The 6130-nt window shown below is 70.0% G+C and carries 10 protein-coding genes; 5 read left to right on the top strand and 5 right to left on the bottom strand.

Annotated features, from left to right (window positions below; translation table 11 throughout):
* On the top strand, nucleotides 1–582 hold a 582-nt coding region (locus HMPREF3086_RS05505), incomplete at its 5' end, for a CPBP family intramembrane glutamic endopeptidase (RefSeq protein ID WP_070720600.1).
* Nucleotides 583–607: 25 nt separating this feature from the next.
* Here HMPREF3086_RS05505 and HMPREF3086_RS05510 read toward each other — a convergent pair.
* The 5 genes from HMPREF3086_RS05510 to rpmB form a co-directional block, all read right to left on the bottom strand.
* On the bottom strand, nucleotides 608–1546 hold the full coding sequence (locus HMPREF3086_RS05510; RefSeq protein ID WP_061229041.1) for an AEC family transporter: 939 nt from the start codon (nucleotides 1544–1546) through the stop codon (nucleotides 608–610).
* A gap of 162 nt (nucleotides 1547–1708) precedes the next feature.
* A complete protein-coding gene (rpsR, locus tag HMPREF3086_RS05515) occupies nucleotides 1709–1966 on the bottom strand; it encodes a 30S ribosomal protein S18 (protein ID WP_007632792.1) in 258 nt (85 codons plus the stop codon).
* Nucleotides 1967–1976: 10 nt separating this feature from the next.
* Complete coding sequence (gene rpsN / locus HMPREF3086_RS05520) at nucleotides 1977–2282, bottom strand: 30S ribosomal protein S14 (protein ID WP_061229040.1); 306 nt, start codon at nucleotides 2280–2282, stop codon at nucleotides 1977–1979.
* Nucleotides 2283–2285: 3 nt separating this feature from the next.
* A complete protein-coding gene (rpmG, locus tag HMPREF3086_RS05525) occupies nucleotides 2286–2450 on the bottom strand; it encodes a 50S ribosomal protein L33 (protein ID WP_007632789.1) in 165 nt (54 codons plus the stop codon).
* Nucleotide 2451: 1 nt separating this feature from the next.
* Entirely contained in the window at nucleotides 2452–2688 is a 237-nt protein-coding gene (gene rpmB, locus HMPREF3086_RS05530; protein ID WP_007632788.1) for a 50S ribosomal protein L28, read from the bottom strand.
* Between the two features lie 372 nt (nucleotides 2689–3060).
* Between rpmB and HMPREF3086_RS05535 the strand changes: the two genes are divergently transcribed.
* The 4 genes from HMPREF3086_RS05535 (at nucleotide 3061) to HMPREF3086_RS05550 (ending at nucleotide 5800) form a co-directional block, all read left to right on the top strand.
* Nucleotides 3061–3321: a type B 50S ribosomal protein L31 gene (locus tag HMPREF3086_RS05535; protein ID WP_007632787.1), complete on the top strand. Its 261-nt coding sequence runs from the start codon at nucleotides 3061–3063 to the stop codon at nucleotides 3319–3321.
* Nucleotides 3322–3374: 53 nt separating this feature from the next.
* Nucleotides 3375–3545, top strand: coding sequence for a 50S ribosomal protein L32 (rpmF, locus tag HMPREF3086_RS05540; RefSeq protein WP_007632786.1), 171 nt, complete (start codon nucleotides 3375–3377; stop codon nucleotides 3543–3545).
* Nucleotides 3546–3725: 180 nt separating this feature from the next.
* On the top strand, nucleotides 3726–4409 hold the full coding sequence (locus HMPREF3086_RS05545) for a response regulator transcription factor (protein WP_061229039.1): 684 nt from the start codon (nucleotides 3726–3728) through the stop codon (nucleotides 4407–4409).
* Nucleotides 4410–4423: 14 nt separating this feature from the next.
* Entirely contained in the window at nucleotides 4424–5800 is a 1377-nt protein-coding gene (locus HMPREF3086_RS05550) for a HAMP domain-containing sensor histidine kinase (RefSeq protein ID WP_232302968.1), read from the top strand.
* Nucleotides 5801–6130 lie beyond the last annotated feature (330 nt).

Below are 6130 nucleotides of genomic sequence, written 5' to 3' on the forward strand. Positions count from 1 at the left end.
AGCCTCGCCCTCGTCGTCCTGGCCGGCACCGCGGTGGCCGCGCTCGGCGCGGTGCGGGTCCATCTCCTCCGACGCCGGGGACTCGCCTGGGCGGACGTGGGGCTGCGGCGGCCGGACCGCTCGCCGTGGCATCTGGCGTGGCAGATCCCGGCGGTGACGGCCGCCGGCGTCGCCGCGTCGATGCTCGTGCTCCTCCCGCTCGGCGCCGGGCCGGACGAGGCGGACGACCCGGGCGGACACGCGATCGCCGCCGACTTCATCGCCGGCGGGCCAGTCCTCGCGGTGCTCGGACTGCTCACCGTGGCCGTGCTCGTCCCCGTCGCGGAGGAGGTCGTCTTCCGCGGCGTCGTGCTGCCCGCCGTGCGCGCGAGGCTTCGGGCCGGCGCCGGCATCACGCTCGCCGGGGCGGTCTTCGCGGTGGTGCATCTGATGCCGCCCGCGCTGCCGTACCTGTTCGTCCTGGGGGTCTCCCTGTGCGCGATGGCGGAGTGGTACCGCTCGATCGTGCCAGGGATGGTACTGCACGGCGTGAACAACGCGACCGTGTTCGCCGGAGTGCTGGCAGCGGCCGGCGCCGCCTGACCGCGACTGGCCGCGGCGGGCGCCTTCAGGCGAGGAGAGCGGAGACGAGCAGCAGGATGGGCAGGGCGCCGAGGGTCGTCAACACCGCGGAGTCGCGGGCCAGCAGCGTCCCATGTCCGTAGCGGGTGGCCACCACCAGCACGTTCTGCGCGGTGGGGAGCGCGGCGGCGACGACGACGGTGAGGAGTTCGTGGTCCCGCATGCCCAGCACCCACACACCGATCGCGTACGCCAGCACCGGGTGGGCGATGAGCTTGAGCCCGCTCGCGAGGAAGATCTCCCGCCGCGGGGAGGCGCCGGCCTCGAGGACCTTGACGCCGTAGAGCGACATCCCGAACACCAGCAGGGCGCCGGGTACGGAGATCTGGCCGACGAGGTGCACCGGCTCCAGAAGGGAATCGGACGGCGTCCAGGGCAGCGCGGCCACGACGACGCCGGCGAGCGCGGCGAGGACGATGGGCGACCTCACCGACTGGAGAAGCGCGCCGAGTGCACCGCCCCCGCTTTCCGCGCCCTCCGCGCGGGCGGCCCGCTCCAGCACCGCGATGGCGATCGGCTGCAGCACCACCACCTGGAAGAGCAGCAGCGGCATGACGAAACCCAGGTCTCCGAGGACGTACAGGGCGATCGGGATGCCGAGGTTGGCCGAGTTGACGTACCCGGCGGACAGCGCACCCACCACCAGATCGGAGGCCGGGCGTCTGAGCCAGAGCCGGGCGATCACCATGTAGAGGGCGGCGATGATGATCGCCGAGACCGCGGACACCACGAACACGCCGGTGAAGACCTGGTCGAGGGTGGTGCGGGAGAGGGAGTCGAACAACAGTGCCGGCGTCGCGACGAAGAAGACGAGCCGGTTGAGCACCAGGCGCGCGTCCGTGCCGAGGACCAGGGTCCGGGCGAGCAACCAACCCAGCGCGACGAGCGCGACGATGACAGCGAAGCCGTTGAGGACGCCGGCCACTGGCGGACTCCTAGATCGGGGGAGGGGCGGTAACGCCGATCGGGGTCGTGCGCTCCTTCTCGAAAAGGAGACACGACCCCGATCGGGTTGCTGTTGCCTGAGTCGGCGGCTAGGCGCCGCGGGCGGGACGGGCGGTTCGGTTCGACCGCGCCGAGCTGTGACTCAGCGGCTGGTGAACGGCAGCAGGGCCATCTCGCGGGCGTTCTTGACCGCGACGGCGACCTGACGCTGCTGCTGCGGCGTGAGGCCGGTGACGCGGCGCGAACGGATCTTGCCGCGGTCGGAGATGAACGTGCGGAGGGTGTTGACGTCCTTGTAGTCGACCGTCTCGATACCCGCGACCTTCAACGGGTTCTTCTTGGGTCGACGGCCCTCCTGGGCACGGATCTTCTTGGACGGGGTGCTACGTGCTTTAGCCATGGTTACCTACTCACCAGCTCGACTTAGTGACACCGGGGAGCTCGCCCCGGTGGGCCATCTCGCGCATACGGACGCGGGAGAGGCCGAACTTGCGGATGTAGCCGCGCGGGCGGCCGTCGGCGACGTCGCGGTTGCGCACCCGCACGGGCGAGGCGTCACGCGACATCTTGTTGAGAGCGGTCTGGGCCTCGAGACGGGCCTCGTCCGTGGTCTCCGGGTTCTTGATGATTGCCTTGAGCTCGGCGCGGCGCTCGGCGAACCGGGCGACCTTGGCCTTGCGCTGCTCGTTGCGCGCGATCTTGGACTTCTTGGCCACGGGTCAGCGCTCCTCTCGGAATTCGACGTGCTTACGGACGACCGGGTCGAACTTCTTGAGGACGATGCGGTCCGGGTTGTTACGACGGTTCTTGCGGGTCACGTAGGTGTACCCGGTGCCGGCCGTGGACTTCAGCTTGATGATGGGGCGGATGTCGTTACGGGCCATCTCAGATCTTCTCCCCACGGGCACGGATGCGGGCCACGACGGCCTCGATGCCATCGCGGTCGATGGTCTTGATGCCCTTGGTGGAGACGGTCAGCGTGACGCGACGACCCTCCGAGGGCAGGAAGTAGCTACGACGCTGGATGTTCGGGTTCCAGCGACGGTTGGTCCTGCGGTGTGAGTGCGAGACGGACTTGCCGAAACCCGGCTTCCGTCCCGTTACCTGGCAATGCGCCGACATGGCGTGGTTCTCCTTCCGCCCCGTCCATCGGTGGCGCGCGGCGGGGTTCGCGTCCCGACACGGCCTGAGCCGTGCGGGGGCGTACCGCCACGTCGCGAACACCGTGAGGGGCGATAGCAAACGTGCAGACAACAGCGATGGTCTAGTTTACGGCCCGACCGCCTGAAACGGTAATCGGCACGTCAGCGCCGCATTCGGCGCCCGGGGATGCCGTCGCGTGACGCTCGAATTGGGTGCCCGGCCATCCTACGGGTACGATCTTTCGATGCGTGTGCTGACACCGGAATCCCCGGTTCGGCCACTGGCACTTGCGCGCCCCTGTCGGGGCGAGCGCCAGACCCACAGACTTCTACCGAGCTAGAGGGATCCAGTATGAAGAACGACATCCACCCCGACTACCACCCGGTGGTCTTCCAGGACTCGGGCACGGGCACCAAGTTCCTCACCCGTTCCACCGCGACGAGCTCCCGCACGGTGGAGTGGGAGGACGGACAGACCTACCCGCTCATCGTGGTGGACGTGACCAGCGAGTCGCACCCCTTCTGGACCGGTGCGCAGCGCGTCATGGACACCGCCGGCCGCGTCGAGAAGTTCCAGCGCCGCTACGGCAACCGCGCCCGTCGCGCCAAGTGAGACGCGGGGCGTCCGCGCCCCGGTACACCTCCTAGACCCCGAGGACGATAACCATGGCAGTTCCCAAGCGCCGCCTCTCGCGCGCCAACACCCACTCCCGCCGCTCCCAGTGGAAGGCCGACAACGTCGCCCTCCAGGAGACCAAGATCGACGGCCGCCCCGTGGCGCTGCCGCGTCGGCTGGTCAAGGCCGCCAAGCTCGGCCTGATCGACCTCGACCGCTGAGTCGCCCCTGAGCGCTGTCAGTCGATTACTGCGGCGCTGGCAAGCGCCGCACGCACACGCCGGTCACGAGCCCGGCAGGTCCCCACGGACCTGCCGGGCTCGTCCGCGTCGACAGCGGGTCCGCGTCCGGCTGAGCGGTTCCTCAGCCGGGATTCAGGCGGGTGGGCGAAACTTGCCTCCATGAAGATTCTCGTGGTGGACGACGACCAGGCCGTACGCGAATCGCTCCGACGCTCTCTCACGTTCAACGGGTACGACGTGGAGCTGGCGGGCGACGGGGTCGAGGCGATCGAGCGGGTCGACGCCAACCGGCCGGACGCCGTGATCCTCGACGTCATGATGCCGCGTCGCGACGGCCTCGAGGTCTGCCGAATCCTACGTAGCCGCGGCGACGACCTCCCCGTGCTGATGCTCACCGCGCGGGACGCGGTCTCCGAACGTGTCGCCGGTCTGGACGCCGGTGCTGACGACTACCTCCCCAAGCCGTTCGCGCTCGAGGAGCTCCTGGCCCGCCTGCGCGCGCTTCTGCGTCGCCGAGGCCCCGACTCCGGGGAAGCCGACGAGGTCCTCGAGTTCGAGGACCTGCGCATGGATCTGGCGACCCGCGAGGTCAGCCGGGGCGAACGTCGTATCCAGCTCACCCGCACCGAGTTCTCCCTGCTGGAGCTGCTCATGCACCACCCGCGCCGGGTGCTGACCCGCAGCCACATCCTCGAGGAGGTGTGGGGCTACGACTTCCCGACGTCGGGTAACGCGCTCGAGGTCTACATCGGCTACCTGCGTCGCAAGACCGAAGGTGAGGGCGAGAGCCGGTTGATCCACACCGTCCGCGGTGTGGGATACGTGTTGCGCGAGACGCCGTAGTGCCGGCCCGCGCGATGCGGACGAGAACCGCCCCGATCTCTCTGCACCAGCGGGTCACGTTGCTGGCCGCGAGCTCGGTCGGGGTCGCGGTGGCCCTGATGGCCGTCGCGGCCTACTTCGTCGTGTCGGGGTCGATGTACAGCGATGTCAACAGTCGGCTGCAGCAGCAGGCCGATCAGCTGGTGAACAGTCAGTTGGCCTCCGAGTTCGCACTGCAGTCCCGCAGCACCCTCATCGCGCTGCGTGCGTTCAACCCCAACCTCGACGCCCAGATCGTGGCCCCCTCCGGTGTACGGACCGCGACCGGCGAGCCGTTCCAGATCGGCGGGCCGGAGATCTCGGTGGTACGAGGTGAGTCCGATTCGAGCCTGCGGACCTCCGGCGGCAAACAGATCTACGCTGTCGGCGTCCGGGACGGCTCGACGCTGATCCTCGCGCAGGATCTCGGCCCCACGCGCGCGGCGCTCAACCGACTGGCGATCGTGTTGACGCTCGTCGGCGCGGCGGGCATCGCCCTCGCCGCCGTGGCCGGGACGGCCGTGGGTCGCACCGGGCTGGCACCGGTCGCGCGCCTTACCCGGGCGGTGGAACGCATCGCCCGGACGGACGACCTGCGGCCCATCCCCGTGGCCGGTGACGACGAGATCGCGCGCCTCACGAGCAGTTTCAACCAGATGCTCGTGGCCCTGGGGGAGAGCCGCGAACGCCAGGCCCGCCTCGTGGCGGACGCGGGCCACGAACTCAAGACCCCGCTGACGAGCCTCCGGACGAACGTCGAACTGCTCATCGCCGCGAGCCGCCCCGGCGCGCCGTCCATCCCGGACGCGGATCGCAGTGCGCTCGAGGTGGACGTGATCGGCCAGATCTCCGAGCTCAGCCAACTGGTCGGGGATCTCGTCGAGCTCGCCCGGGAGGACTCCGGCGAGGTCGAGCTGGAGCCGGTCGCCGTGTCGGAGGCCGTCGAGCGGGCACTCGAAAGGGTGCGCCGCCGTCGGCACGACGTGGAATTCGACGTCGAGTTGACGCCCTGGTATTCGTATGGCGACTCTGCGGGGATCGAGCGTGCGGTGCTCAACGTGTGCGACAACGCGGCCAAGTGGAGCCCCCCGGACGGCACGGTGACCGTGCGGATGCGGCTCGTGTCCGACGCGGTGATGGAGCTGACGGTGTCGGACCAGGGCCCCGGAATCCCCGAGGAGGACAGGGAGCTCGTGTTCGAGAGGTTCCACCGGTCCCGCGAGGCCCGCGGCATGCCGGGTTCCGGTCTGGGGCTGGCGATCGTGCGCCAGGTGACGACCCGGCACGGCGGGACGGTGGAGATCGGTGACGCCGAGGGCGGTGGCGCGCAGGTGCGCCTCACCCTGCCGGGCAACGAGCAGTTCCCCAACTGACCGACGTCGGATGCTCTCGCCGCCCGGCCCGGGTGGGTTTCAGCGGACACACAGGGCGGTTCAGCGGAAGCACAGCGTGGTCGGGGATCATGGTGGCCATGGAGAACGAGAACGGTCGGGGCCCGGGAGACCGGGGCCCCGGAGACGAATGGGCGCCCGGATCGCGCGCAGGCCTCGGCGGATCCCCTCAGTGGCAGCCAGGACAGAACCCGTACACGGGCCGCGACCCGAATGCCGGCCGGTTTCCCCTCGGCGAGCAGCGTCCGCCCGGACCCGGTGGGCCGGCTGGCCCGGCCGGGGCGGCTGGCCGGCCTCAGGGATGGGGCGACG

Source organism: Dietzia sp. HMSC21D01 (assembly GCF_001815995.1).
In the GTDB taxonomy this organism is placed as follows: Bacteria; Actinomycetota; Actinomycetes; order Mycobacteriales; family Mycobacteriaceae; genus Dietzia; species Dietzia cinnamea.